The organism is Streptomyces sp. NPDC054813, from assembly GCF_053611365.1.
This window is the reverse complement of sequence record NZ_JBSHAF010000020.1, coordinates 142,421-168,134: the sequence shown is the minus strand read 5'-3', so window position 1 is coordinate 168,134 and position 25,714 is coordinate 142,421. Positions and strand designations below refer to the sequence as shown.

Below are 25,714 nucleotides of genomic sequence, written 5' to 3'. Positions count from 1 at the left end.
GCTCCCTCTCAGCCCGTGTACTGGGCGAAGACCTTGAGGTAGTCGTACGGCTGCTGCGGGACACCGCTGCAGGCGTCCCCGTCGGTGCCGGAGCCACAGGCCCGGTCGCGGTTGACGGACCAGTAGGTGAGGCGGCCGATGTGGTGCTGCTGGGCGTAGCCGAGCATGGTCCTGAAGTCGGCGACGCGGACCCGTTCCCCGGAGTCGTCGGTCGTGCCGTTCATCGAGGACAAACCGATGTGGGCGTAGGCGGTGGCGTCGCTGTAGCCGTAGGCGGACTTGACCCGGGCCTTGAGACCTTCCATGGCCTGGGTGGTGAGGGTGCCCATGTTCGTGGCGCCCCCGCCGAAGTCGAACGGCATGATGCACCAGACGTCGTTCGACAGACCGGAGTTCGCGGCCCGCTTGATCATGTCGACGCCGGTGGAGTCGGGGCCGCCGGTCGTGGTGCCGAAGGTGATGACGGTCCTGAGACCGGGGTTGTTCGCCTTGACCGTCTTCAGCGCGTCCACCACCCGCTGCCGTACGGTCGCGTTGGACCACTCGGTGTTCTCGATGTCGATGTCGAGGGCCTTCAACCGGTAGGCGTTGATGACCTTTTGGTAGGCGCCGGCGAGTGCGCTCGCACTGGAACACCTCTCGCCGAGCTTGTTCCCGCTCCAGCCGCCGACGGAGACGACGACGTCTCCGCCGGCCGCCCGGATCGCGTTGATCTTCGCCTGGTCGTCGCCGCCGGTGAGCGGGCGCGAGCCGTCCCACTTGGGGTTGCAGGTGCCGTCGGAGAGGACGAAGGCGAGGGTGAACCACTTGACGCCGGTCGCCGACATCACCGAGGTGGGATTCTGCGGGCTGCCCCAGCCGAGGTATTCGTAGGGGGCGACGGCGAAGCCCGGTGCAGCCGCCGCCTTGAGCGAGTCGACCGGTTTGACGCGGATCAGACGGGTCTCGCCCGGCCGCAGGCCGGCGCTGTAGGAGTCGGCCGTCACGCCCTTGTGGGAGCCGGACCACAGGTCGGTGACGTCGCCGGAGCCGGAGAAGCCGACCTGGGTCCATTTCACCGAGACCGTGGAGCTGCCGGAGGTGCCGGTGTTGAAGAGGGCGACGACGTACTGGCCGTCGCTCTCCTTCTTGCTCCACACCTGTTTGACCCCGCTGTTCACGATCCGCTTCGCGGCGACCCCGTCCTGGTCGACGCCGATGAGCCGGTCGTTGGTGAGCATGGCCTTGTCGACGGTGTCGAGACGGGTCAGGTCGGTGCCGAGGAGCAGCGGGGCCGCGGCCATCGCCCACAGGGTGAAGTGGGAGCGCCGCTGGTCGGCGGTGAGGCCGACCTGGTCGCCGTTGCCGATCTCCAGGGAGTCCAGGTCGTTCCAGCCGCCGGGACCGGCGTACGGCTGCCAGTTCGCGGCCGTGTCGAAGCGGGCGGAGACATGTGACCAGTCGGTGAGCGGATAGCCGCTGCCGTGGTCGCCGGGACCGCAGTAGCACTCGACGTCGCCCTGGGTGCGCCAGCTGTTCGCGAGCTGCCGCCAGGTCGGGGCGTCGGCGATCGGAAGGTTGTTGGAGAGCCCGAAGGTGATGGGCCGTCCGGTGCCGCGCAGCGCCTGGGACCAGGCCTTCACGTCCGGGACGTCCTGGCTGCCCACCCCGTCGATTTTCAGGTAGTCGACTCCCCAGGAGGCGAACTGGTTCGCCCAGGAGTTCACGAACTCCTGCGCGCCCGGCTTGGAGTAGTCGATGTAGTACATGTTCTTGCAGTTGTAGTTCTTCTCGGTCTTCGAGGTGTCCGCGATGTCCTTCGCGTGGTACGACGTGCCCTCGATCGGGGTGTTCTTGGTGACGGCGTTCTTGGCGATGCCAGGGGTGACGTAGAAGCCGAACTTCAGGCCCTTGGAGTGGACGTAGTCGGCGACGGCCTTGATGCCGCCGGGGAACTTGGCGGTGTCGACGGCCCAGCGGCCGTACGAGTCGACGGTGAAGCCGTTCGAGTCGCACTTCTGCCAGAAGTCGTCGAGGTTGACGTGGACGAAGCCGTGGTCCTTCAGCCCGCTCGCGACCAGCGCGTCGGCCTGGGCCTTGATCTTGGCCTCGGTGGGCTGGCGGCGCACATAACTCCAGCTGCTCCAGCCCATGGCGGGCCGGACGGACTGACCGTTGTCGGAGGCGGCGGCCGGGTGGGCGGTGCCCACGAGCGGTACCGCCGCGGCGACCAGCAGTCCGGCGACCGCTGCCGTCAGTGTTCTGATCCGGATCACGGGCGTCCTCCGTTCACGGGCGTCGCGTAGGCCGTGCCGATCCAGGCCTCGTCGACGCGCAGCCGCTTGTAGCGCGTGGTGTCGGTGGCGGCGGCCCAGGTGGAGTCCACCTCCAGGCGGACATGGCGGGCGGTGGCGGCGGTCAGGTCGATGCCCTGGATACCGCGTCGGCTGGGCAGCTCCCCGGACTTGACGGCGCTCCCCCAGTTCGTGCCGTCGTCGCTGAGGAACACCTTGTACGCCTTGATGCGCGCCGACTGCTCGGTGCCGGAGCGAGCGTAGGCGACCGAGTCCTCGCGCTGGTTGAGGCCGATGTACTGGATCTTCTTGGCCGAGCCGAGGTCGAAGGTCAGGTTCACGGGCAGCGTCTTGTTGCTGTCCCAGTAGGTGAGGTAGTCGCTGTCACCGGCGGCGGAGCCCGCGTGACCGCTCGCCGAGGCGCTCGCGGTGACCTTGACTCCGGACAGGATGCCCTGACGGCCGGCGGTCATGACCTTGAAGACGGTGTCGTACGGATCCCAGTCGCCGAGCCCGGTCAGGGTCAGCACACCGCCGGACTGCGACCAGGAGACCGCCTTGCCCGTGCGGAGGTTGGTGACGGAGGCGATGCGGTAGCCGTTGTCGCGGATCCGCAGGGTGCTGGTCGAGGGTGGGGTCAGGACGTGGATGTACTGGCGGGCGGAGTCGCCCCTGGCGATGGTGGTGACGCCGTGCGCCCCGTCGTTCCAGAAGCCGGGCTTGAGGCCGCCGTACAGGTAGCCGCCGCCCTCGGTGCCGTGCAGGGACTCCCAGATGGGGTCGAGATAGGAGTCGGCGAAGGTGTTGAAGCTCGCCTGGTTGGCCGGGAACCTGCCGTTGACCTGGGCGGTCTCGGCCATCAGAGCCTTCACCGAGGAGCCGGCGTTGGTGACCAGCCGGCCCAGGGTGAGTGCGCGGTCGACGGTCGGGTCCGAGCCGTCGTACCACCAGGCTCCCGTCGAGGGCAGCTTGAAATCGGCCTCGGTCAGGCGGGGTTGGGCCGTGTAGACCGCCTGCGGGTAGTCGTAGGACGGAGTCATCCCGGTCTTCTGCTCATTGCTGATCATGTCCATGATCGGCGTGTCTTCGTTGTTGTCGCTGAGCGTGTACGCGGGGCGCTTCTGCTGGATCTGTGCGTACAGGTCGTGGCTCTCCCAGTACGCGTTGTCGTTGTCGATCCAGAAGCCGCCGAGGTCGGGATAGCGGTCCATGACCTCGAAGAAGTTGTCGTAGCTGAACTGGCCGAAGCCGTCGCGGGTGGTGAGGTCGACGTCCTTGCCCTTGTAGGCGGAGTAGGCGGCCGAGTCGAGCCACTCGTGGCCGCCCTCGTCGTGCCACTGGGGATCGTCGGTCATGTAGAGGATGACCTTCATGCCCTTGGCCTTGGCGGCGGTGATCAGCTCGCCGAGGAAGTCCCGTTTGGTGGCGCAGGAGCCGGGGATCTTCGAGGGCCAGGGGCGGGCGTAGCCGAGGCGGCTGTGGAAGGTGGCGAGGACCAGGTACTGGGTGTGCAGCTTCTGGGCCTCCTTCACCCAGTAGTCGGGGGTCCAGCCGCCGCTGGTGACGTCGCTCTCCCAGGCGGTGCAGCTGGTGTGGGCGGGGGCGGTGCGCAGACCCCAGTGCAGGAAGAGGCCGCCGACGGAGCCCCGGAGGAAGTCCTGCCGGGGATTCTCCAGGTCGAGCGGGTTCGCAGCCGTACCGCAGTCCTGGCCGCCCGAGACGCGGAGGGCACCGCCGGAGGTGTTGTGGCTGTCCGTCAGGCAGGCGCCCGTGACGTCCTGGAGGCCGATGTCGTACGGGGAGTCGCCGCCCTTCTGCGCGGTGAAGCGGGTGAGGCGGATGCCGCTCGCCGCGTTGGCGATGACCGCCGGCCGCCCGTCGTCGGCCGCGAACTTCACAGAGCTGTCGGTGAACTGGACGTCGTCGGCGTTGTGCAGGTACCAGCCGTAGGCCGGCCGGGTGCCGATGGCCTTGGGGTTGTAGTCCTTGGGGTCGTTGCCCGGCACACCGGTCGACATGGTGCCGTTGCCACCGGGCACGGTGATGTCGACGTCGGTGAAGGTCACCCCGTGGATCCGGTGGCCGCTCTCGCCCCACAGGGTCGGGCTGAAGGACGGGGTGGTGCCGGTGGCGGTGATGTTCTCGTACGTCACATCGCTGATCGAGCCGATGCCCGGGCTGTTTCCGCAGCGCCTGCGGGTGCCGATCTTCTCCATGATCGGGGAGTGCACTCCGGTCATGGTGATGTCCTTGTAGTGGACGTCGGAGATCTTCGCGCCGTCCATGGAGACCATGCCGAGCCCGGACTTGTCCGCGCCCTCGATACGGATGTTCTCGAACTGGTAGTCCGAGAAGTCCCCGCAGGTCTCGGAGCCGAACATCAGGGCGTTGCAGCACTTGGCCGACAGGGAGGATTCACTCACCCGGACGTGCCCGTTGGGAAGTTTCGCGCCCAGGGCGTAGTCGCTCTTGAAGACCAGGGCGTCGTCGTTGGCCTTGATGTTCGCGTCGGTGACCGTGACGTTCGTGGTGGAGATGATGTTCCAGCCGTCGCGGTCGCTCGCGGTGTCGATGGTCAGGTGGTCGGACGTGACGTTCGTGCAGCCGTTGATCAGGGCCGCGAAGTGGCCGCCGCGACGCAGGGTGAGACCGTCGCCGATCCTGAGTCCGTCACACCGGGTCAGCGAGATGATCTTGTCGGCCTCGCCGGACTTCGGGTTGCCGGTGATCAGGTTGCCGGCGCCGTCGATGACGCCCTGGCCGACGAAACCGATGTCGGTGAGCTTGTCGCCGTAGATCATCGCGTCGTGGAAGTGGCTGTGGCCGTAGTCCTGGTAGGCGTCGTTCGGGTTGGACTCGGCCTTGTCGTAGGTGTCGGCACTGGAGCCCTGGAGGGTGGCGCCCTTGTCGAGCTGGAGCGTCACATGGCTCTTCATGTGGATGGTGTTCTTGGACTTGTAGGTGCCGGCGGTGAAGCGGACGGTGCCGCCGCCCGCCGAACCGGCCGCGTCCACGGCCTTGTCGATGGCCGGGGTGTCGTTGGCCGAGCCGTCGCCCTTGGCGCCGTAGTCACGTACGTCGTAGACGGCGGCGCGGGGCGCGGTGTGCGGGGATGCCAGGGCCGCGGGACGGGAGAGCCCGAGGACGACGGCGAGAACCGAGAGGACGATCGCGGCAGCCCTGTGCCGCGCGACAGTGGCTCTGAATGTTGTGCTCATGACACGGAATCACCTCGCAGTTGCTCGTTCATGATCAGGAAGGCCCCGAGGCCGTGGAAGTCGTTCGTGGCCCGGGTGCGGGCGACGTAGTACGCGTAGTCGCCGACGTTCGTGCCGATGGAGATGCCGGCGAGGTCGGTGCGGCCGTCAGCGCCGACGGACAGTTCGGCGAGCACGCCCTGGTAGCCGCGGCGGGCGACATCCTCGTAGTGCGGGTCGAGGTAGTGCTGCTGGACGCCGCGGGACAGGGCGTAGGTGAACATGCTGGAGCAGGACGTCTCGGTCCAGTTGTCGCCGCGCCCGCCCTTGTCCATCACCTGGAACCAGCGTCCGGTCGCCGGATCCTGGTACTTCTCCAACCCCGCCGCCAGTTTCCGGAAGACGGTGAGCAGTTGGGGTCGGCGCGACTGGTTCGCCGGGACGGCGTCCAGCACGTTGACGATCGCCATCGCGTACCAGCCGACGGCACGGCACCAGTGCTCGGGCGCGAGCCCGGTCGCCGGATCCGCCCAACTCGCGCTCTTCGACTCGTCGTAGGCGTGCTTGAGCAGTCCGTTCGCGACCTGGAGGTGGCCGCCGTAGACGGCGAGCTGCTTCGCCGCCTCGTCGTCGGCGTACGCGCTGTCCCCGAACTCCTTGCCGTACTCGACGAGGAATGGATTCACCATGTAGACGCCGTCCGCCCACAGTTGGTGCGCGCGGCTGGAGTTGTCCGCGTGCCAGAAGCCGCCGTCACCGGTGCGCGGGTAGGTGTTCAGGCGGTCGCGGATCTTCTTGGCGGCCTTGCGGTAGCGGTCCTGGCCGGTCTCGTGGTGGAGGATGACCAGGAGCCGGCCCGCCTGCATGCTGTCCAGGCTGTTGAACGACTGGTCGATCGAGCCGTCGCTCCTCACGAACCGGTCGACGTAGCTCTTGAGGTAGGCGAGGTAGCGGGGGTCGTGGGTGCGCTGGTAGGTGAGGTACTGGCCGTAGAGGTAGAGGCCGACCGGGTAGGACCAGCCGCCGATGGTGCTCGGGGTGTAGCGGGCCATGGTGGAGTCGACGACCGCGGTGGACCAGTCGGGGACGGTGGCGGGCCTGGTCGCGGTGGCCGCGGTGGCCGCGGTGGCGGGTGGGGATACCGCGGCGGGGAGTGTGGCCGCCGTGGCGGTGGTGAGCGCGACGGCCACCAGGGCGGCTCGTAGGCGTTTCATGGTCCTCCTTCTCGGTAGGCGGCGGCCGCGGTGGTCCGCCGGAGGGGTACGGCACGGTGGCCTGGTGCGTGGCGGCAGGCCGGGTCGGTGTTGCGGGCGTCTCCGGTGAGCGCGTACGCCTGGCAGCGGCAGCCGCCGAAGTCGGCGGTGCGCAGGGCGCAGCCCCGGCAGGGCTCGCGCATCCAGGACTCACCCCGGTAGGCGTTGAAGGCCTTCGACTCCCGCCAGATCCAGGCGAGTTCGCGTTTCCGGACGTTCGGCGGGTCCAGGCCGGGCAGGGTGGCCGCGGCCGGGCAGGGCAGGACGGTGCCGTCGGGGGCCACGGTGAGCGAGATCCGGCCCCAGCCGCCCATGCAGGGCTTCGCCGTGCCGCCCACCAGATCCGGGGCGACCCAGACCAGCTCGGGTTCGTCCAGGCGCCGGCGCCACCGAAGGACCGTTTCCCGGGCCCGCTCGACCTGGCCGGGGAGCGGCAGCAGGGCGGCGCGGTTGCGGGCCGCCCACCCGTGGTACTGGGTGTTGGCCAGCTCGATCCGGTCCGCGCCCCATGCCACGGCGAGTGCGATCAGATCCTCGACGGCGTCCAGGTTGCCCCGGTGCAGGACGACGTTGAGACCGAGGGGCAGGCCCGCCGCCCGGACCAGCCGGGCCGCGCGTTCCTTGGCCGCGAACGAGCGGGCGCCGGCGATGCGTTCGGCGGCCGTCGGTTCCGGGTGCTGCACGGACAGCTGCACACTGCGCAGCCCGGCGCCCGCCAGCCCGGCCAGCCGGCGCTCGCTCAGTCCGAGCCCGCTGGTGACGAGCTGGGTGTAGAGGCCGGCGGTGTCGGCGGCGGCGACCAGCTCGGGCAGATCCCGCCTCAGCAGCGGCTCACCGCCGGACAGATGGGTCTGCACCACGCCCAGCTCACCGGCCTGCCGGAACACCTCCGCCCACAGTCCGGTCCCCAACTCAGCTGACCGACCGGTCAGTCGGACTGGGTTAGAACAATACCCGCAGCGCAAGGGACAGGCATGAGTGAGCTCGGCCAGCAACGCCCAGGGCGGTGCGACGGGGGGCGGCGAAGCTCGCCTTCCGCCGGGATCGGCCGGGATCGGTGGATGCCGTCCCGCACCCCGCTCGGCGGTGTTCGCCGCAGGTGGATCCCTGTCCGGGCGGGCAGTGGTCATTTCAGCCACCCCTCTCTCCGTAACGCCGTGAGGAACTCGGGGACTTCGGCGGCGACCGGGGCGTTCGGGAACGTCCTGGACAGTTCGGTGACGATGTCCGCCACCGCCCGGCTGCCGTCGCACAGGCGCAGCACCCCGCCGGCCCGGCCGTGCAGGACGACCACCCGCTCGGGCAGCAGCAACAGGTCGGTGCCGCGCACCCGGTCGTGGCGCAGCACGACCGCGCGGGCGAGCGCGGGCCGCCAGGTCATGACCCGCCCCAGCCCGCGGTGTCCCCGCGGTCCACGGCGTCGAGGAGCGCCCACAGCACCTCGCACTTGTAGGCGAGCGCGGCGACGGCGCGCTGCTGCTGCTCACGGTTGCGGGCCCAGTCCAGGACCAGGGCGAGCGCCTCCTCGCCGTCCCGGGCACCCTGGTCGACGCGGCCGCGGAAGTAGGTGAGTCCGGCCGGGTCGATCCACGGGTAGTGGCGTTCGAAGGCGGCGATGCGGGTGCGCATCAGGCCGGGCGCGGACAGCTCCGTGAGGGAGGCGGCGACCGCGTCCAGCGCGGGGCGTACCCGGCAGAAGGTGACGTACCCCTCGACCGCGAAGCGCACCCCGGGCAGCACCCGGGAGGCGTCCCACAACTGGTCACGGGCGAGGCCGGCCGCCTCACCGAGGCGCAGCCAGCGTTCGATACCGCCCTCGCCCTCCGCGGTGCCGTCGTGGTCGCGGATGCGGCGCAGCCAGGAGCGGCGCAGCGCCGGCCGGTCCAGTTTGGCGAGGATCAGGGCGTCCTTGACGGGGATGTGCCGCTGATAGTGGAAGCGGTTGGTGATCCAGCGGCGCAGCTCGGCCGGGGTCAGTTCGCCGCGGTGCATGCGCTGGTTGAAGGGGTGCCGGTCGTGGTAACGGTCGGCGGTGACGGCTCGCAGCCGTTCGGTGAATTCCGTGACCGGCCAGGGGCCGGCTGTCGTCCCGGCGTGGACGCTCGTGACGGTCATGGTGCGGGTCAGCGGTCGCCGAGGGCGTAGCCGGTCACTTCCAGGGCGGTCTCCACGACCTGATAACCAGGGCTTCGCCAGACCTTTTCATCGGATGTCTGCAGAGCGGTGGGTTCCGCCTGGCGGTCTTCCGAGGTCGTCTCGTTCATGGGTACGTACCTGCTTTCCTGAGGTTGGGGGTCTCAGAGCGCAGACAGGGAGTCGCGTTCACAGGGATCCGCTGGAAAACCCACAGGGTGGTTCACATCCCTGTACCGGGTTCAGCGATACGTCCGACGGTGCGAACCAGAGTCTCGGCAGGAACGGGCCGCGGTCAATGGTCCGGACCCATAAGGTCGGATGCATTTCCGGCCAATCTCCGTACCGAGAGGCTGACTCACCGCTCGGTTCCGGCGGATTCCGGACTCAGGAATGCATCACGGCCGGTGATCGTTGACGATGGGAGTACCACCTGTCGACAACCTAAGGATCGAGAGCTCGTGAGCAGCAAGGTCCCCCCGAAAATCCTCAACAACGGCGTCGAGATGCCCCAGCTGGGCTTCGGTGTGTGGCAGGTGCCGGACGACGAGGCCGAGCGGGCCGTCGCCACGGCACTGGAGGCCGGGTACCGCAGCATCGACACAGCGGCGATCTACGGCAACGAAGAGGGCACCGGCAAGGCCATCGCCGCCTCCGGTATCCCCCGCGAGGACTTGTTCGTCACCACCAAGCTCTGGAACGCCGACCAGGGGTACGACGCCACGCTGCGCGCCTTCGACGCGTCGCTGGCGAAGCTGGGTCTGGACCACCTGGACCTGTACCTCATCCACTGGCCGCTGCCTGCCCGGGGCAAGTACATCGACTCCTACAAGGCGTTCGAGCAGCTGCTGACCGACGGCCTCGTCAAGGCGATCGGCGTCTCCAACTTCCTCCCGGAGCACCTGGAGCGGCTGATCGAGGAGACGTCGGTCATCCCGGCGGTCAACCAGATCGAACTGCACCCGCACCTGCAGCAGCACGCGGCCCGGGAGTTCCATGCCGAGCAGGGCATCGCCACCGAGGCCTGGTCCCCGCTCGGCCAGGGCAAGGGCCTGCTGGAGGTGCCGGCGATCGTCGCCATCGCACAGAAGCACAACCGCACCCCGGCCCAGGTCGTGCTGCGCTGGCACATCCAGCTGGGCAACGTGGTGATCCCGAAGTCGGTCACACCGTCCCGGATCAAGGAGAACATCGAGGTGTTCGACTTCAGCCTGGACATCGAGGACCTCGCGGCGATCAGCGCGCTCAACGAGGACCGCCGCATCGGTCCGGACCCGGCCACCTTCGACATGGGCTGAGCGCACATGGGCTGAGCGCACACGGGCTGAGCCCACATGCCTCGAGCTCACATGGGTCGAGCGCACATGGGCTGGGCAACCGGCATGGACTGAGCGGCAGCCCGGCGCACACCGGCCGTTCCGCCGTGATCACGGTGGGACGGCCGCTCGTGTTCCCCCACTCGTTCCCCGACTCCCGTGCGGGGCGCGTCAGTCGGCGTGCACGTCCGCGTGGACGACCTCGAACTCCTCCAGGGCGACCACGGTCACATGCGCCTTGGCGACGTCCTGGCACCGGGCGGCCGCCTGGCCGCCGCGGGACGCGGCCATCGAGGCGCGGTCGACGAAGAGCACACCGACCGAGCCCCGGCCCAGCTGCCGGTCGACCAACAGGGCGCACCGCGCGAAGCCGGGCAGCGTCTCCAGGCGGGGTATCGCCGACGAGCGGAACGTCTCGACGAACAGATCCGTGTCGGCCGGGTCGAACTCCACCCTGGTCATCCGCACCCCGCCGCCCACCCTCGGCAGCTGCACCGTGTGGAAGACGGCCACCTCGTAGTTCTCGACGGCGACGGTGCCCGCGAACGGCTCCAGCATCGGTCCGCGCCGCTCGCGCATCACCTGGTCGCTGTTGCGCCGGGCCTCTTCGGAGCCCCACCAGCTCACCGCGAGCAGTTTGCCCAGATCCCGGTCGACGAAGACGCCCGAGCCCCGGTACTCGGGACGTTCCTCCAGCAGACTGCGCCCTTCGCTGTTCAGCGCCCGGATGGCCGCCTCGATCTGCGCCGGATCGCCGGTGACGTACACCGTGCGTACGAACATGGCCCCTCGCCTCCCAGGAGCCACCGGAGCCACTGCTCCACCCCCGCACGGCTCCTGCATAAATGTTCGGAATGTCCTGCCCCACCAGTGTTCCCCTGGGTCTATTTCGCCGCAATATACGACAATTCCCTGAGTTCACACCCAGGGGTTGACGCGGACATGCAGCCGGGTCCACCTTGTACGGCACCCGGTCAGGAAACTTTCCTAACAGAAGGGGACCCCCCACAGTGCGCATCCGAACACTGACCCTTGCCGCGGCCTCCGGGGCCGCACTGCTGGCCGCCGGAGTGCTTCCCGCGAGCGCGTCCGGCACCACCGTCCCGAAGTCCGCTCAGGAGGGTTCGGTCAGCGCGGCCGACCTGCTCGCCAAGGTGACCTCCTGCTCCCAGATCTCCAGCGGCAAGTACAAGACCGACGACGAGACCTCGGCCACGATCCCCGTCTGCGGCAAGAACGGCGCGGTGTTCTGGAAGTCCGACATGGACATCGACTGCGACGGCCAGCGCACCACCAACTGCAACGCGGACCGCGACCCCTGGTACCAGGACGACACCGCCTTCCACCAGTCCGACGGCAAGCCGCTCAAGGCCGAGTCGCTGCCGTACGTCGTGGTGCCCAGCTCCAGCAGCATCTGGAACTACTCCAGTGCCGGCATAAAGGGCGGCGGCGTGGTCGCCGTCATCTACAACAACAAGGTCGAGTACGCGGTGGTCGGCGACACCGGCCCCACGAAGATCATCGGCGAGGCGTCGTACGCGACCGCCAAGGCGCTCGGCATCGACCCCGACCCGGCGACCGGCGGTGCCGACTCCGGCGTCACCTACATCCTGTTCAAGAACTCCAAGGTCTCCCCCATCGAGAGCCACAGCGCGGCGGTGTCCCTCGGTGACCAGCTGGCGAAGCAGTTCCTCGCCAACAACTGACCCGGGGCGGGCGGACGGCCCGGTACCACGCGGTACCGGGCCGTCGGGTACGTCAGTTGGGCTGCCCCAGCGGGCGTACGACGAGGGTGTTGACGTCCACGCCGGCCGGCTGCCGGATCGCCCACACCACCGAGTCGGCGATCTGGTCGGCGGTCAGCAGCAGGCCGGGCGGCAGGCTGCCGTTCGCGTCCCAGAACGGGGTCTCCACCCGGCCCGGCGCGACCAGCGTGACGCCGATGCCGAACTCGGTGACCTGGCGGCGGGTGTTCTCCGCGAGCCCGGTGACCGCCCACTTCGTCGCGCCGTACAGGTTGCCGGGCGTGTTCACGAACCCGGCGACGCTCCCGACCAGGACGATCCGCCCCCGGCTCGCCTTCAGGGCGTCGACGGAGGCGCGGATCAGCAGGGCGGGGCCGAGGACGTTGGTGAGGACCATCTCGGCCCAGCCCGCCGGGTCACCGTCGGCGACGGTGTCGTGGGTGGCGAAGCCGGCGTTGGCGACGACGGTGTCGAGCCGGCCGTACGCCTTGAGCGTGCTGTCGACCGCCGCCTGCACGTCGGCGTACTCGGCGGTGTCGCCCACGATGGTCAACAGGCCGTCCGGGTCGCCGAGTTCGCGGGCGAAGTCGCGCAGCCGCTCCGCGCCCCGCCCGGTGACGGCCACCCGGTGGCCCGCGTCCAGCAGTTGGCGCCCGACGGCGGCACCGATGCCGCTGCCGCCACCGGTGATGAGCGCGACCGGAGAGTCGTTCATGGTTTCCCCCTGTGATTGGTGATCGACCGGAGTCCATCACTTCGAGCGCTCTCGATGTCAAGGACCGCAGATGGGGCGGTACGGCACGGAGGGCAGGTACCGCCGCCACTGCGCCCGCGTCGGACCCCCGTCCGCCCGGGCGCACAGCTCGCTCGCGCTCTCCTCGGGCCGCAACGGAACGCTCCGGTCGGGGAGATGGGGGGGTGGCCATGTGCAACTCCGCTCCGTCCGCGGTGAATCCGAGGGCGAGGACCGGTCCGTCACCGGCCGGTGCGGTCGTCGGGGTCGGCCGGGATCGCGCCGTCTCCCACACCTGCGCCGAGCCGTCGGCGGTGCTCGCTGCGAGCAGTGTCCCGTCGGCGGAGAACGCCAGGGCCGACGTGACCACCGTGGCACCGGCCGCTCTGAGCACGGCGAGCCTGCGCCAGGTGTGCGCGTCCCACAGAGTGAGCCGGCCGCCCACGTCCTCGGCTGCCAGGTAGCGGGCGTCGGGGCTGAAGGCGGCGGTGCGCACAAGGTCCTCCCCCGTGACTCCGCCCGTTCGCCGCCTGCCGGTCGTGACGTCCACGAGCCCGCCCTCGTAGGTCAGCGCGGTGCGGCCGGTGTGGTCGACCCCGACGGTGTTCTCCCCGTTCACGACCGGCGGTTCGGTGGCCGTGACCGGCCTGCCGCCCGTGTCGAACGCCGCCCGGGCCGCCGCCTTCCGCCGCCAGGCCGAGCCCGTCAGCCCGTGCAGGGAGAGGGTGTGCACGGCGCTGGTCCGGCTCTTCCCCGGCGCCGACCCGCTGCTCGTGCTGCGGCTGCCCTCCGTGCTGGCCGTCGCCGTCACGGCCGGCCTGCTCGCCCTGCTCGGAGCCCGGTGTGCGGGCCCGCGCGCGGGGCCGGCGGCCGGCCTGGTGTTCGCGGTGCTGCCGCCGGTCCAGCGCTATGCGCAGGAGGGCAGGTCCTATGCGCTGGTCTGCGCCCTCGTCGTGTGGGCGACGTATCTGCTGGTACGGGCGGTGGACACCGGGACCACCCGGGCCTGGGCCGGCTACGGCGCCGTGCTGCTGACCGCCTGCCTGCTGCACGAGTTCGCGGTACTGGTGTTCGCCGCGCACGCCGTGGCCGTACCCCGCGAGGCCCGGCGTGCGTGGCTGAGGGTGGAGTGCGCGGTCGTCGCCGCGGTGGCGCCCCTCGCCGTTCTGAGCATGCGGCAGTCGGTGCAGGTGGCGTGGATCGGCGGGCTCGGGGCCGGGGCGCTGCTGGGCTTCGGCGGAATCGCGCTGCTCGGGTACGCCTGCGCGACGGTGCTGCCGAGGACGCTGGTCCGGCTCGCCCTGCCGCTCGCCGTGCTGCCCGCCGGGCTGCTGATGCTGGTGTCGCTGGCCAAGCCGTTGTACGTCGACCGGTACGTCCTCTACGGCCAGGCGGGTACCGCGCTGCTGGTCGGTCCCGCCCTGGACCGGCTGGTCCGCGCCGGCGGTCCGCGCCGGGCGGCCGCGCTGCTCGCCGTCGGCGTGGCCGTCGCCGCGCTGCTGCCCGTCACCACGTATCTGCGCACCCCGGGCAGCCGCCTGGACGATGTCACCGCCATCGGCGCGGCCGTGCGTACGGCGGGTGCCGGCGCCGACGGAATCCTCTATCTGCCCGCCCGCCGCCGGGTCTGGTCGCTCGCCGACCCGGGCACTGCGCGGGGACTGCGCGACCTCGCCCTGGACCGCAGCCCCGCGGCCTCCGGAACGCTGTACGGCACGGAGGCCGGCCCGTCCGTGATCCGGGCCCGGCTGCTCACCGTGCACCGCGTGGTCGTACTGCGGGATCCGGTGGGACAGCCGCAGGATCCCGCGCCCGGTGAGGTCGCGAAGCGCAGGGCGCTCGCCGGGCGCTTCGAGGAGTGCGGGACGCGGCTGGTGCACGGAGCGCGGGTGACTGTGTACGCGCTCCGCTGCTAGACGGGCCGTACGGCCGTGTGCACTGTGCGGGCGCCGAGGACGAACACGTCGGCCCTGCGGTGCACGCTCGCCGGGTCGGCCGGGTCGAGGAGGCGGTCCAGGGTGGTGCGGTCGTCGGCGTCCAGACCGTCGCCGACGCTGTCGCGCAGCCGGGAGAGGATCTCGGTCACGTAGGTGCGGGCCCGGTCGGAGGCCGGGGCGGGCAGGTCGATGAGGAAGCTGCGGCTGCGGGCGTACCTGAGCCCGGCGGAGTTGAGCAGCGCGGGCCAGTCCTCGGCCTCGGCGACGGCTCCGGGCAGGTCGGTGCGCATCTGCGCGAACCACTCCTCCTGCAGCGCGTCCAGCCGCGCCTGGAGCCCGGCCCGGCCGATGCCGATGTCCCGGGACAGGAAGCGGCTCGGCAGGCCGCCTTCGAGGATGGCCAGGGTGCCGCCGGGGGCCAGCCGCTCGCCGAAGGCGGTGAGCGCGGCCCGCTGGTCGCCGAGGTGGTGCAGGCTGTGCCCGGCCCACAGGAGGTCCGCCGGGTAGTCCAGCTTGTCCAGGACGCCCGGGAGTTCACCGGCGAGGACGTCGAAGCGGTCCGCCACGCCGAGCCGCTCGGCGCGGGTCCTGGCCCGGTCGAGGAGCGGTTCGCTGCCGTCCACGGCCAGCACCCGCGCACCCGGGAAGACCTCGGCGAACAGACACGACACCACGCCCGGCCCGCTGCCCACGTCGACGATCAGCCCCGGCTCGGTGACCTCCTTGCCGAGCCAGCCCAGGGCGTGCTCGTAGAGCGGCGCGAACAGCTCGGCCTGCGATTCCAGGTGCGGGGCCATCTCCGCCCAGTCGATGTCGGTGTGCGCGTGGGTGTGGGTGTCGGTGTCGTTGTGCTGGTGGTGGTGATCGTGCGCCATGGGAGCAGCCTCTCGTCCGGGTGCCGCCAGGGTGCGCCGACGCACCGCCCGGAGGCCAGCCCTGTTGCCGGTGCGGCAAAAAAGAGGATGCGGACGGCAAAGCCGGCGGGCCACGATGGCCGGATGGACGACGAGCTGGTGGAGCGCTTCCTGACCGACGGCTTCGTGAAGATCGAGGGGGCCGTCGCACCCCGGGTCGCCGAGGGCTGCGCTCAGCGGCTCTGGCGGGAGACGGGGTACGACCCCGAGGACCCGGGCACCTGGAAGGACCCGGTGGTCTGGGTGGCCGGCCTGGCCGACGGCCCCTTCGCCGCCGCCCCCAACTCCCACGTGCTGCACGAGGCGTTCGACCTGCTGGTCGGTGAGCGGCGCTGGGACCCGCGCTATTCGCTGGGTGCCTTCCCGCTCAGGTTCCCGCACCGCGAGGAGCCGGATGACGCGGGCTGGCACATCGACACGAGTTTCCAGCCGGAGGGCACCACCGACTGGTACGCCAACGTGTGGTCCAGGGAGCGCGCCCTGCTGATGCTGTTCCTGTTCAGTGAGGTGACCGAGGAGGACGCCCCGACCCGGATCCGGGTCGGCTCGCACCTGGACGTGCCCCGGATCCTGGAGCCGTACGGCGCGGAGGGTGCCACGCTGCAGGAGCTCGGCCCGCAGGTGGCGGCGGCCTCCGCGCACCGCCCGGTCGCCTTCGCCACCGGCCGGCCGGGCGACGTCTACCTGTGCCACCCGTTCCTGGTCCATGCCGCCCAGCCGAACCACGGCACGCGCCCGCGCTTCCTGGCCCAGCCGCCGCTGTACCTGAACGCGCCCCTGGAGCTGGACCGCCCCGACGGGACCTACTCGCCGGTCGAACTCGCGGTCCGCCGGGGCCTGGCCCTGGGCTCTGCGCAGGGCTGACCCCGGCGGACGGTCACCGTCCTACGACAGCGGCGGGTAGGCGTTCTGCATCAGTTGCTGGAACTGGGCGGAGAACCAGTGCCCGGACAGCGGCGCGTTCGGCAGGGCGCCGGACATGCTGTTGCCGTTGCGGGCGTTGCCCGTGTACGTCGGGTCGCACATCTGGTCGAAGCCCTTGCCCTCGTCGTTCGGGATGGCGGTGCTGGAGCCGTCGGACTCGCCCGGGGGCTTCATCCAGACGTAGGCGTCGATCCCGGTGGCCGGGCTGGCCTGCGGGCGCTCGCCGAGGCCGGCGCCGGACTGGTTGCACCAGTTGCCGATGTGGATCCGGCGGTCGTAGCGGCCGCCGTCGACGTAGGTGTCCACGCTGGTCGTCGCACCCGGGCCGGCCGGGCGGGCGCTGCCGCCCCAGCCGTTGCGGGAGGTGTCGATCAGCATGCCGATGCCGGAGTTGAAGCCGACCGAGACCAGCTGGGTGCGGAAGGCCTGGGCGAAGGACAGCTCGTCGACGTACCGGTTCCAGTCGACCCACTTGGACTGGCGCACGGAGGTGCCGTTCACCGTGTCGTTGACGGTGAAATTATTCTCCTTCAGGGCGCTGTAGTTGGCCGTGTTGGTGATGAACCCGGCCACGTCGTCGACGGTCGCGCCCTCACTGGTCGCCGCCTGCTTGAACACGTTGGCCGCCGGGGCGAAGTTGTCGTCCCAGCCGAGCCAGCCGTGGTGGCCGGCGTCGAGGTAGTTGTAGACGTTCGGGATCGCGCCGAGCTTGGCGAGCGCGTAGCCGACGCCCTTCACGTAGTTGCCGTTGGCCAGCATGGTGTCGCAGTTGGCGGTGGCGGTGGCCCGGCTGCCGGTGTTGGTCACCAGGTTGGGCAGCGAGTCGATCTCGATGGTGGTGACGATCCGCAGCGAGGCGTACTTGGGGTCGGCGAGGATCGTCGCGATCGGGTCGATGAACTGCGTCTTGTACTTGTCGATCTCCGTCGGGCCGAGCTCGCCGTTGGACGCGAGGGCCGCGCAGTCCCGTCCGGGCAGGTCGTAGACGACCAGCTGGACGACCTCCTCGCCGCTGCCCTTCTGGGCGAGGGCGGCGTCCAGGTGGGCGCGCAGACCCATGCTGGTGCTGGTGCCGGCGATCGCGGCGATACGGTCGAGCCAGACGCCGGTGGGCTGGTTCGAGACCCGGCTGCCGCCCGGTTCGGCGGCGGCCTTGGCCGACCACTCGGGGTTCACGTACACCTTGGCGCCGGAGTACGGGTTGTCGACGCGGGTGCCGCTGCCACCGCCCCCGTCGTCCCCGCCGCCTCCGCCGCTGCCGTCGTCGACGTTGCAGGTGACGCCATCGAGGGTGAAGGCGGTCGGGAGCGCGTTGGTGCCGCTGTAGGACCCGTTGAAGCCGAAGCTGACCGAACCGCCGGTCGCCAGGGTGCCGTTGTAGGTCTCGTTGGCCGCGGTGACGGCGGTGCCGCTCTGGGAGATCCTGCTGTTCCAGTAGCTGGTCACCTTCTGGTTACCGGCGTACGACCACTTCACCGCCCAACTCGACTTCGCCGCCGAGTTGTTGGTGACGGTCACGGCGGCGGTGAAGCCGGCGCCCCAGTCGTTCTGGATCTTGTAGTCGACGGTGCAGGGAATCGCGGAGATCGCCGCCTCCGAGGAGGGGGTCACGGCGACCGCCGGCCCGGACACCCCGGCGACGAGCGCCAGGGCGGCGAGTACCGCTGTTCTGGTACGACTCATGAGTGCGGGTTTCCTTCTTCTTCGGTGGATGGGCTAGGAGTTGACGGCCTGGAGGTGGTCGCGCAGACCGGCGCCGTACGCCGTCGGCGTACCGCTGTAGTCGGAGATCAGGGACGGGCCGGAGGAGCAGTCCCAGGTGTTCCAGGTCCAGCCCAGGTAGGACAGGCCCCGGTCGTCGAACCACTTCATGACCTGGTCCACGAAGGCGTGCGAGCAGGTGTTCTCGCCGATCTCCCCGGCGACCAGCGGTACCTGGGCCGCGACCGGGGCGAGGGTGGAGTTCCAGCAGCTCTCACTGGCACAGGTGTTGAAGTTGTAGACGTGGTAGGCGGCGACGAGATTGCCGGCCGGGTCGGTGGGCCGGTACGCCGGCCACTGGCTGAGGTCGTTGGAGTACGCCAGCCCGCCGATCATGATCACGTTCTTCGCGCCCGCCGACCGGATGCCGTCCACCAGATCCTGCATGCCGGCGACCCCGTATCCGATCCCCGGGCAGGTGCCGCCGTCTCGCCAGCACGCCCAGGCCTGGGCGGTGGTGGAGGTCGCCCGGTCCGGGTACGGCTCGTTGAACAGGTCGAACACGGCCGCCGGGTCGTCCTTGAAGGTGCCGGCCACCGAGGACCAGAAGGACGGGCTGTACTGCGCGTCCGGCATCGGCTTCTGGCAGGTGGCGTGCACGTCGGAGCAGCCGGCCGAGTTGCCGGTGTACTGGCCGTAGGACCAGTGCAGATCGAGGATCGGTGTCATGCCGAACGACTCGACGCGGGCCACCAGGTCCTTGACCGCGTTGATGTAGTTGGCGCCCGCGTACTCGGGCTTGACGTTGGACAGGCCCAGCCAGCACTCCTCGTTGAGCGGGATGCGGACCGCGTTCGCCTTCCAGTCGGCGATCGCCTTGATCGCCGCGTCGTCCACCGGGCCGTCCCAGATCCCGTAGCCCTGCACACACATGAACTCGCCGCCGGAGCGGTTCACGCCGAGCAGCCGGTGGGCCGTGCCGTCGGCGTCCACGAGCTTGGTGCCCAAGACGTGCAGGGCGGGCGCCGTGCCGGTACCGGGCGGCCCGCTCGGGGTCGGAGTGGGAGTGGGAGTGGATTCAGAATCGACGTTGCAGGTCGTGCCGTTGAGCTTGAACGCCGTCGGTACGGCGTTGCTCCCCGACCAGGAGCCGAGGAACCCGGCGCTGACACTGGCGCCGGTGGCCAGCGAACCGTTCCAGCTCTCGTTCGCGGCGGTGACCGTCGTACCGGACTGGGACCACTTGGCGCTCCAGCCCTGGGTGACCTTCTGACCGTTCGCGAAGCCGAAGCCGAGGCTCCAACCGCTCATGGCCGCCATGTTGTTGGTGATGGTCACGGAGGCCTGGAAGCCGGTGTCCCACTGGCTGGTGACCGTGTACTGCACCGTGCACGCCGGCGTTGCTCCGGACGCCGACACCACCGGCACCAGCGCGGACCCGACGAGGGCTACCGCACCGGCGACGGCTAAAAGAACTGAACGCGGGGGGTGTCGCATGAGCGACTCCTTGCAGCTCGGGCGCGTCGTGACGGACGCGTCGACTGAACGGAATCGCTCCCACTGGTGCGAAGGAAGGTAGCGCCAAGTGACGGCGAAGAACAGGGAGTTGCCTGACTTTTCCGCAGCGGCGGCTGTCGAATCTTTTCGACTCTTCGACGGCCTTGACCGAACCATGCCACGTCTCCACTATGGGAGCGCTCCCACTGGTTCAAGCCTTGACTTCTTCCCGAGCCGCAAGCGCAAGGAGGAACCAGCACATGCATCCCGCACACCCCCCGCACCCCGGGCGGAGACGCAGAGCCGTACGACGGTTGTGGACGGCCGTCGTCACCACCCTCGCCCTGCCCCTGTCGATGCTCGCCACCGGCACGACCCCCGCCCACGCGGCGACGGTCCAGTGCAGCGTCGACTACAGGACCAACGACTGGGGCACCGGCTTCACCGCCGACCTGACCCTCACCGACCGCGGCACCGACTCGATCAACGGCTGGACGCTGACGTACGCGTACACGGGCAACCAGAAGCTGACGAACGGCTGGAACGGCACCTGGTCCCAGTCCGGCACCTCGGTCACCGTGCAGAACGCGTCGTACAACGGCACGATCGCGGCGGGCGCGGCGGTGTCGACGGGTGCCCAGTTCTCGTACACCGGCAGCAACGCGGCGCCCACCGGTTTCGCGGTCAACGGCACGACCTGCGCCGGCGCGCACCAGCCGCCGGTCACCGTGCTGACCAGCCCGAGCGCGGGCGCGGTCTACACGCAGGGCGACGCGGTGCCGCTGGCGGCGACCGCGGCGGCGGCCGACGGCGCGACGATCAGCAAGATCGAGTTCTACGACGACACCACCCTGCTGGGGACGGACACCTCGTCGCCGTACTCGCTCTCGGTCACCGGTCTGACCGTGGGCAGCCATTCGCTGGTGGCGAAGGCGTACGACAGCCTGGGCGCGTCCGCCTCCTCGACCCCGGTCGGCATCACGGTCGCCTCCGGTCCCGCCGTGGTCGCCTCGCCGGCCCAACTGGGCATCCAGCAGGGCGCGACCGGCACCTTCGGGGTGAGCCTGTCCAAGCAGCCGACCGCCAACGTGACGGTGTCGGCGGCCCGGACGGCCGGGAACACCGGGCTGTCGGTGAGCGCCGGATCGTCGCTGACCTTCACCCCGTCCAACTGGAGCACCGCGCAGAAGGTGACCGTCGCCGCGGACTCCGCCGGCACCGGCACCGCGACCTTCACCGCGTCCGCGACCGGCTACACGAGCGCCGCGGTCACCGTGACGGAACTGGCCGCATCGAAGGCGTACGACGCACGCTTCCTGGACCTCTACGGGAAGATCACCAACCCGGCGAACGGCTACTTCTCCCCCGAGGGCATCCCGTACCACTCGGTCGAGACACTGATCGTCGAGGCCCCGGACCAGGGACATGAGACCACGTCGGAGGCCTACAGTTACCTTCTCTGGCTGCAGGCCATGTACGGCAAGGTCACCGGAGACTGGTCCAAGTTCAACGGCGCGTGGGCCCTCATGGAGAAGTACATGATCCCGACCCACGCCGACCAGCCGACGAACTCCTTCTACAACGCGTCCAAACCGGCCACCTACGCCCCGGAGCTGGACACGCCGAACGAGTACCCGGCGAAGCTGGACACCTCGGTGCCGGTGGGCTCGGACCCGATCGCCGCCGAACTGAAGACCGCGTACGGCACGGACGACGTCTACGGCATGCACTGGCTGGAGGACGTCGACAACGTCTACGGCTACGGCGACACTCCGGGCGGCGGCTGCGAGGCGGGCCCGACGGCCGACGGGCCGTCGTACATCAACACCTTCCAGCGCGGGGTGCAGGAGTCGGTGTGGGAGACGGTCCCGCAGCCGACCTGCGACGCCTTCAAGTACGGCGGCACGAACGGGTACCTGGACCTGTTCACCGGCGACTCGTCCTACGCCAGGCAGTGGAAGTACACGGACGCCCCGGACGCCGACGCGCGTGCGGTGCAGGCCGCGTACTGGGCGGACGTGTGGGCGAAGGCGCAGGGCAAGGGCGCCGACGTCTCCGCCACCGTCGGCAAGGCGGCGAAGATGGGCGACTATCTGCGCTACGCGATGTACGACAAGTACTTCAAGAAGATCGGCAACTGCGTCGGCCCGTCCACCTGCCCGGCCGGCACCGGCAAGGACGCCTCGGACTACCTGCTGTCCTGGTACTACGCGTGGGGCGGGGCTACCGATACGAGTGCGGGCTGGGCGTGGCGGATCGGCTCCAGCCATGTGCACGGCGGCTACCAGAACCCGCTGGCCGCGTACGCGCTCAGCTCGAACGCCGACCTGAAACCCAAGTCGGCGACCGGGGCGGCGGACTGGGGCACGTCCCTGACCCGGCAGCTGGAGTTCTACCGCTGGCTGCAGTCCTCCGAGGGCGCCATCGCGGGCGGGGCGACGAACAGCTGGCAGGGCCGGTACGCGAGTCCGCCGGCCGGTACGTCGACGTTCTACGGCATGTACTACGACTGGGAGCCGGTCTACCACGACCCGCCGTCCAACCAGTGGTTCGGCTTCCAGGCCTGGTCGATGGAGCGGGTCGCCGAGTACTACCAGCAGACCGGGAACGCCACGGCCAAGGCGATCCTCGACAAGTGGGTGGCGTGGGCGCTGTCCAAGACCACGATCAACCCGGACGGCACCTACCAGATCCCCTCGACGCTCCAGTGGTCGGGCCAGCCCGACACCTGGAACGCCTCAAGTCCCGGCTCCAACAGCGGACTTCACGTCACCGTCGCCGACTACACGAACGACGTGGGCGTGGCGGCCGCGTACGCCAAGACGTTGACCTACTACGCCGCCAAGTCCGGTGACGCGACGGCGAAGTCGACGGCCAAGGCGCTGCTCGACGGCATGTGGGCCAACTACCAGGACGGCCTGGGGATCGCGGTACCGGAGACGCGGGCCGACTACAGCCGCTTCGACGACAGCGTGTACGTGCCGAGCGGGTGGTCCGGAAAGATGCCGAACGGCGACACGGTCAACTCGTCGTCGACGTTCGCCTCGCTGCGGTCCTTCTACCAGGACGACCCGGCGTGGTCGAAGATCGAGAGCTACCTGGCGGGCGGGGCCGCGCCGTCGTTCACGTATCACCGGTTCTGGGCCCAGGCGGACATTGCTCTGGCCATGGGGTCGTATGCGGAGCTGCTGGAGTAGTAGTTCGGCTGCGGGTACATCGTGGCTGGTCGCGCAGTTCCCCGCGCCCCTGAAGGGGCGCTGCGCCCGCCGCACGCTTTGCCAGAACCGCTTGCCGGGCCGTCCTCACCCGCACTGGGGGCGGCCCGGCACCTCTCACACCCGACGGAAAGCGCTTACTGCACTCACCCCAGGAAGGGACCCTCGTGCGAAGAACCCGCATCCTCACCGCCGTCCTGGCCCTCGCCGCCGGGTTACTCGCGGGCACCCCGCCCGCGCTCGCCGCCCACGAGACCGCGCAGGTCACGCTCGCCGCCGACAGCTACACCTGGCACAACGCCCGGATCGACGGGGGTGGTTTCGTCCCCGGGATCGTCTTCAACCGCAGCGAGAAGAACCTCGCCTACGCCCGTACCGACATCGGCGGCGCCTACCGCTGGCAGGAGTCGACGAAGACCTGGACGCCGTTGCTGGACTCGGTCGGCTGGGACGAGTGGGGCCACACGGGCGTGGTCGGCCTGGCCTCGGACTCGGTCGACCCGAACAGGGTGTACGCGGCCGTCGGGACGTACACCAACAGCTGGGACCCGACGAACGGGGCCGTGCTGCGCTCCGCCGACCGTGGCGCCAGCTGGCAGAAGACCGATCTGCCGTTCAAGCTGGGCGGCAACATGCCCGGCCGGGGCATGGGCGAGCGGCTGGCGATCGACCCGAACAGGGACAGCGTGCTGTACCTGGGGGCGCCCAGCGGGAAGGGCCTGTGGCGGTCGACGGACTCCGGGGTGACCTGGGCGCAGGTGACGAACTTCCCCAACGTCGGTAATTACGTGCAGGATCCGACCGACACCACCGGCTACGCCTCCGACAACCAGGGCATCGTGTGGGTCACTTTCGACGAGTCGACCGGTACGGCCGGTACGGCGACGAAGACGATCTATGTCGGGGTCGCCGACCTGCAGAACTCGGTGTACCGCTCGACGGACGCGGGCGCCACCTGGACCCGGCTCGCCGGCCAGCCGACGGGATACCTCGCGCACAAGGGCGTACTGGACGCCGTCAACGGCTACCTGTATCTCTCCTACAGCGACAAGAGCGGCCCGTACGACGGCGGCAAGGGCCGGCTGTGGCGGTACGCGACCGCGACCGGCACCTGGACGGACATCAGCCCGGTGGCGGAGGCCGACACCTACTACGGCTTCTCCGGCCTGACGGTCGACCGGCAGCACCCCGGCACGGTGATGGCGACGGCGTACAGCTCCTGGTGGCCGGACACCCAGCTCTTCCGCTCCACGGACAGCGGCACGACCTGGACGAAGGCGTGGGACTACACGTCCTACCCCAACCGCTCGAACCGTTACACGATGGACGTCTCGTCCAGCCCGTGGCTCACCTTCGGCGCGAACCCGTCACCCCCCGAACAGGCCCCGAAACTCGGGTGGATGACCGAGGCGCTGGAGATCGACCCGTTCAACTCGAACCGGATGATGTACGGGACCGGAGCGACGCTGTACGGCACCGAGAACCTGGGCGACTGGGACTCCGGCGGCCGGTTCACGGTCAGGCCGATGGTGCAGGGCCTGGAGGAGACGGCGGTCGACGACCTGGCCGCGCCCCCGTCCGGCGGGGCCCAGCTCTTCAGCGCGCTCGGTGACATCGGCGGCTTCCGCCACACGGACCTCACCAAGGTCCCCTCGCTGATGTACACGTCCCCCACCTTCACGACCACGACGAGCCTGGACTTCGCGGAGACCGACCCCAACACCGTGGTGAGGGTGGGCAATCTCGACTCCGGCCCGCACATCGCGTTCTCGACGGACAACGGCGCCAACTGGTTCGCGGGGACGGACCCTTCGGGGGTGAGCGGCGGCGGTACGGTCGCGGCGGCCTCCGACGGCAGCCGGTTCGTCTGGAGCCCCGCGGGCACCGGCGTCCAGTACACGACGGGCTTCGGCTCGTCCTGGTCGGCGTCGAGCGGGATCCCGGCCGGGGCGACCGTCGAGTCCGACCGCGTCGACCCGAAGACCTTCTACGGCTTCAAGTCCGGCAAGTTCTACGTCAGTACGGACGGCGGCGCGAACTTCACGGCGTCCGCCGCGACCGGTCTCCCCAGCGGGGACAGCGTGCGTTTCAAGGCGCTGCCCGGGACGAAGGGCGATGTGTGGCTGGCCGGCGGCGCCACGGACGGCGCGTACGGGCTGTGGCACTCCACGGACGGCGGCGCGAGCTTCGCCAAGCTCCCGAACGTCGACCAGGCCGACACGATCGGCTTCGGCAAGGCCGCGACCGGTGCCTCGTACCAGACCCTCTACACCAGCGCGAAGATCGGGGGAGTACGCGGCATCTTCCGCTCCACGGACCGGGGGACGACCTGGACCCGCATCAACGACGACGCCCACCAGTGGGGTTGGACCGGCGCGGCGATCACGGGTGACCCGCGGGTGTACGGCCGGGTGTACGTCTCCACGAACGGCCGGGGCGTGATCTACGGCGACACAGCCGGAGGCGGTGACGACGGCGGAGGCGGCACGGATCCCACCCCGACCGGCGCCTGCACGGTCGCCTACCGGATCACCAACCAGTGGACGGGCGGGTTCCAGGCGGACGTCCAACTCACCAACACGGGCTCGGCGTCCTGGACCGGCTGGTCCCTGGCCTGGCCCTTCCCGAACGGCCAGAGCGTCGGCCAGCTCTGGAACGCCGACTGGACCCAGTCAGGCGCGACCGTGACAGCCAAGAACGTCAGCTGGAACGGCACGGTCGCGGCCGGCTCCTCGGTGTCCTTCGGCTTCACGGGTACCTGGACGGGGGCGAACACCAAACCCACGTCCTTCGAACTGGGCGACCGGACCTGCACGGTCGCCTGACCGACCGAGAGCGCGTGCCGCACCGGGCACGCGCTCTCTCCGGCCGCTCGG

Annotated in this window: 18 protein-coding genes and 1 pseudogene; 6 read left to right on the top strand and 13 right to left on the bottom strand. The window is 70.0% G+C overall.

The window, feature by feature from the left end; translation table 11 throughout:
* Positions 1–8: 8 nt before the first annotated feature.
* The 7 genes from ACWGJB_RS34205 to ACWGJB_RS34175 all read right to left on the bottom strand — a co-directional run bounded on the left by ACWGJB_RS34205 (position 9) and on the right by ACWGJB_RS34175 (position 8,987).
* The gene (locus tag ACWGJB_RS34205; protein ID WP_453383964.1) at positions 9–2,132 is read right to left on the bottom strand and encodes an alpha-galactosidase; all 2,124 of its coding nucleotides are present in this window, start codon (positions 2,130–2,132) and stop codon (positions 9–11) included.
* A gap of 119 nt (positions 2,133–2,251) precedes the next feature.
* The gene (locus tag ACWGJB_RS34200; protein ID WP_453383924.1) at positions 2,252–5,491 is read right to left on the bottom strand and encodes a glycosyl hydrolase family 28 protein; all 3,240 of its coding nucleotides are present in this window, start codon (positions 5,489–5,491) and stop codon (positions 2,252–2,254) included.
* Complete coding sequence (locus tag ACWGJB_RS34195) at positions 5,488–6,684, bottom strand: glycoside hydrolase family 88/105 protein (RefSeq protein WP_453383923.1); 1,197 nt, start codon at positions 6,682–6,684, stop codon at positions 5,488–5,490. The genes ACWGJB_RS34200 and ACWGJB_RS34195 overlap by 4 nt, the downstream gene beginning before the upstream one ends.
* Positions 6,681–7,778 (bottom strand): pyrroloquinoline quinone biosynthesis protein PqqE, encoded by a 1,098-nt coding sequence (pqqE, locus tag ACWGJB_RS34190; RefSeq protein WP_453383963.1) that lies wholly within the window; start codon positions 7,776–7,778, stop codon positions 6,681–6,683. Before pqqE ends, ACWGJB_RS34195 begins: the two co-directional genes overlap by 4 nt.
* A 71-nt stretch (positions 7,779–7,849) precedes the next feature.
* On the bottom strand, positions 7,850–8,104 hold the full coding sequence (gene pqqD, locus ACWGJB_RS34185; RefSeq protein ID WP_453383922.1) for a pyrroloquinoline quinone biosynthesis peptide chaperone PqqD: 255 nt from the start codon (positions 8,102–8,104) through the stop codon (positions 7,850–7,852).
* The gene (gene pqqC / locus ACWGJB_RS34180) at positions 8,101–8,838 is read right to left on the bottom strand and encodes a pyrroloquinoline-quinone synthase PqqC (RefSeq protein WP_453383921.1); all 738 of its coding nucleotides are present in this window, start codon (positions 8,836–8,838) and stop codon (positions 8,101–8,103) included. The genes pqqD and pqqC overlap by 4 nt, the downstream gene beginning before the upstream one ends.
* A gap of 8 nt (positions 8,839–8,846) precedes the next feature.
* Positions 8,847–8,987 (bottom strand): pyrroloquinoline quinone precursor peptide PqqA, encoded by a 141-nt coding sequence (locus tag ACWGJB_RS34175; RefSeq protein ID WP_360474717.1) that lies wholly within the window; start codon positions 8,985–8,987, stop codon positions 8,847–8,849.
* Positions 8,988–9,317: 330 nt separating this feature from the next.
* Here ACWGJB_RS34175 and ACWGJB_RS34170 point away from each other — a divergent pair, with 330 nt between their 5' ends.
* A complete protein-coding gene (locus ACWGJB_RS34170; RefSeq protein WP_453383920.1) occupies positions 9,318–10,154 on the top strand; it encodes an aldo/keto reductase in 837 nt (278 codons plus the stop codon).
* Positions 10,155–10,343: 189 nt separating this feature from the next.
* Here the strand turns inward: ACWGJB_RS34170 and ACWGJB_RS34165 are convergent, their stop codons facing one another.
* The gene (locus ACWGJB_RS34165; protein WP_453383919.1) at positions 10,344–10,955 is read right to left on the bottom strand and encodes a hypothetical protein; all 612 of its coding nucleotides are present in this window, start codon (positions 10,953–10,955) and stop codon (positions 10,344–10,346) included.
* A 227-nt stretch (positions 10,956–11,182) separates the two neighbouring features.
* Between ACWGJB_RS34165 and ACWGJB_RS34160 the strand changes: the two genes are divergently transcribed.
* Positions 11,183–11,878, top strand: coding sequence for a glycoside hydrolase family 75 protein (locus tag ACWGJB_RS34160; protein ID WP_453383918.1), 696 nt, complete (start codon positions 11,183–11,185; stop codon positions 11,876–11,878).
* A 52-nt stretch (positions 11,879–11,930) separates the two neighbouring features.
* Here the strand turns inward: ACWGJB_RS34160 and ACWGJB_RS34155 are convergent, their stop codons facing one another.
* Both ACWGJB_RS34155 and ACWGJB_RS34150 read right to left on the bottom strand, forming a co-directional pair.
* Entirely contained in the window at positions 11,931–12,632 is a 702-nt protein-coding gene (locus tag ACWGJB_RS34155) for an SDR family oxidoreductase (RefSeq protein WP_453383917.1), read from the bottom strand.
* A 340-nt stretch (positions 12,633–12,972) separates the two neighbouring features.
* A pseudogene (locus tag ACWGJB_RS34150) lies at positions 12,973–13,020 on the bottom strand (hypothetical protein); the annotation flags it as partial.
* Between the two features lie 214 nt (positions 13,021–13,234).
* Between ACWGJB_RS34150 and ACWGJB_RS34145 the strand changes: the two are divergent.
* Positions 13,235–14,566 carry a glycosyltransferase family 39 protein gene (locus tag ACWGJB_RS34145; RefSeq protein WP_453383916.1) on the top strand — a complete coding sequence of 444 codons (1,332 nt, stop codon included), beginning with the start codon at positions 13,235–13,237 and terminating at the stop codon, positions 14,564–14,566.
* Here ACWGJB_RS34145 and ACWGJB_RS34140 read toward each other — a convergent pair.
* On the bottom strand, positions 14,563–15,462 hold the full coding sequence (locus ACWGJB_RS34140; protein ID WP_453383915.1) for a class I SAM-dependent methyltransferase: 900 nt from the start codon (positions 15,460–15,462) through the stop codon (positions 14,563–14,565). The genes ACWGJB_RS34145 and ACWGJB_RS34140 overlap by 4 nt on opposite strands.
* A gap of 123 nt (positions 15,463–15,585) precedes the next feature.
* On the opposite strand from ACWGJB_RS34140, the gene ACWGJB_RS34135 reads away from it, so the two are divergent.
* Positions 15,586–16,365: a phytanoyl-CoA dioxygenase family protein gene (locus tag ACWGJB_RS34135; RefSeq protein ID WP_453383914.1), complete on the top strand. Its 780-nt coding sequence runs from the start codon at positions 15,586–15,588 to the stop codon at positions 16,363–16,365.
* 21 nt (positions 16,366–16,386) lie between these two features.
* Here the strand turns inward: ACWGJB_RS34135 and ACWGJB_RS34130 are convergent, their stop codons facing one another.
* Entirely contained in the window at positions 16,387–18,108 is a 1,722-nt protein-coding gene (locus ACWGJB_RS34130) for a glycoside hydrolase family 6 protein (protein WP_453383913.1), read from the bottom strand.
* 33 nt (positions 18,109–18,141) lie between these two features.
* Complete coding sequence (locus tag ACWGJB_RS34125) at positions 18,142–19,623, bottom strand: cellulase family glycosylhydrolase (protein WP_453383912.1); 1,482 nt, start codon at positions 19,621–19,623, stop codon at positions 18,142–18,144.
* 260 nt (positions 19,624–19,883) lie between these two features.
* Here ACWGJB_RS34125 and ACWGJB_RS34120 point away from each other — a divergent pair, with 260 nt between their 5' ends.
* Positions 19,884–22,820 carry a glycoside hydrolase family 48 protein gene (locus ACWGJB_RS34120; RefSeq protein ID WP_453383911.1) on the top strand — a complete coding sequence of 979 codons (2,937 nt, stop codon included), beginning with the start codon at positions 19,884–19,886 and terminating at the stop codon, positions 22,818–22,820.
* A 185-nt stretch (positions 22,821–23,005) separates the two neighbouring features.
* Complete coding sequence (locus ACWGJB_RS34115) at positions 23,006–25,663, top strand: cellulose binding domain-containing protein (RefSeq protein ID WP_453383910.1); 2,658 nt, start codon at positions 23,006–23,008, stop codon at positions 25,661–25,663.
* Positions 25,664–25,714 lie beyond the last annotated feature (51 nt).

Bases quoted from the DNA above. Each gene is read 5' to 3' on its own strand.
- ACWGJB_RS34205 (WP_453383964.1), bottom strand. From the start codon at position 2,132: ATGGGCTGGAGCAGCTGGAGTTATGTGCGCCGCCAGCCCACCGAGGCC.
- ACWGJB_RS34200 (WP_453383924.1), bottom strand. From the start codon at position 5,491: ATGAGCACAACATTCAGAGCCACTGTCGCGCGGCACAGGGCTGCCGCG.
- ACWGJB_RS34195 (WP_453383923.1), bottom strand. From the start codon at position 6,684: ATGAAACGCCTACGAGCCGCCCTGGTGGCCGTCGCGCTCACCACCGCC.
- pqqD (WP_453383922.1), bottom strand. From the start codon at position 8,104: ATGACCTGGCGGCCCGCGCTCGCCCGCGCGGTCGTGCTGCGCCACGAC.
- pqqC (WP_453383921.1), bottom strand. From the start codon at position 8,838: ATGACCGTCACGAGCGTCCACGCCGGGACGACAGCCGGCCCCTGGCCG.
- ACWGJB_RS34175 (WP_360474717.1), bottom strand. From the start codon at position 8,987: ATGAACGAGACGACCTCGGAAGACCGCCAGGCGGAACCCACCGCTCTG.
- ACWGJB_RS34165 (WP_453383919.1), bottom strand. From the start codon at position 10,955: ATGTTCGTACGCACGGTGTACGTCACCGGCGATCCGGCGCAGATCGAG.
- ACWGJB_RS34155 (WP_453383917.1), bottom strand. From the start codon at position 12,632: ATGAACGACTCTCCGGTCGCGCTCATCACCGGTGGCGGCAGCGGCATC.
- ACWGJB_RS34140 (WP_453383915.1), bottom strand. From the start codon at position 15,462: ATGGCGCACGATCACCACCACCAGCACAACGACACCGACACCCACACC.
- ACWGJB_RS34135 (WP_453383914.1), top strand. From the start codon at position 15,586: ATGGACGACGAGCTGGTGGAGCGCTTCCTGACCGACGGCTTCGTGAAG.
- ACWGJB_RS34130 (WP_453383913.1), bottom strand. From the start codon at position 18,108: ATGAGTCGTACCAGAACAGCGGTACTCGCCGCCCTGGCGCTCGTCGCC.
- ACWGJB_RS34125 (WP_453383912.1), bottom strand. From the start codon at position 19,623: ATGCGACACCCCCCGCGTTCAGTTCTTTTAGCCGTCGCCGGTGCGGTA.
- ACWGJB_RS34120 (WP_453383911.1), top strand. From the start codon at position 19,884: ATGCATCCCGCACACCCCCCGCACCCCGGGCGGAGACGCAGAGCCGTA.